Annotated in this window: 1 protein-coding gene; it reads right to left on the bottom strand. The window is 70.1% G+C overall.

What is annotated here, in order from left to right; genetic code table 11:
- The coding region (locus tag JK363_RS41800; RefSeq protein ID WP_201883542.1) for an acyltransferase domain-containing protein at positions 1–308 on the bottom strand (308 nt) is incomplete at both ends.

Genomic DNA, 308 nt, shown 5'->3' with positions numbered 1-308 from the left:
GGCTCCGCGTACTCCAACCGCTCCGCGACACCACGGAACTCCTCGAGCATCGGCTCCATCCGCGGGGAGTGGAACGCATGCGACACCCGAAGCCGGGACGTCTTCCGCCCCTCCCACCACGGCAGCCACTCCTCCACGGCGTCCTCATCACCGGACACCACCACCGCCAGCGGCCCGTTGACCGCGGCGATCTCCAACCGGCCCTCGAACCCGGCCAGCGACTCGGCCACCTCATCCTCAGCAGCCTGAACGGCCACCATCGCACCACCGGCAGGCAACGCACCCATCAACCGGCCCCGCGCCACAAC

It is taken from the genome of Streptomyces coffeae (genome assembly GCF_016741875.1).
In the GTDB taxonomy this organism is placed as follows: domain Bacteria; phylum Actinomycetota; class Actinomycetes; order Streptomycetales; family Streptomycetaceae; genus Streptomyces; species Streptomyces coffeae.
This window is presented reverse-complemented; position numbering and strand designations above follow the sequence as displayed.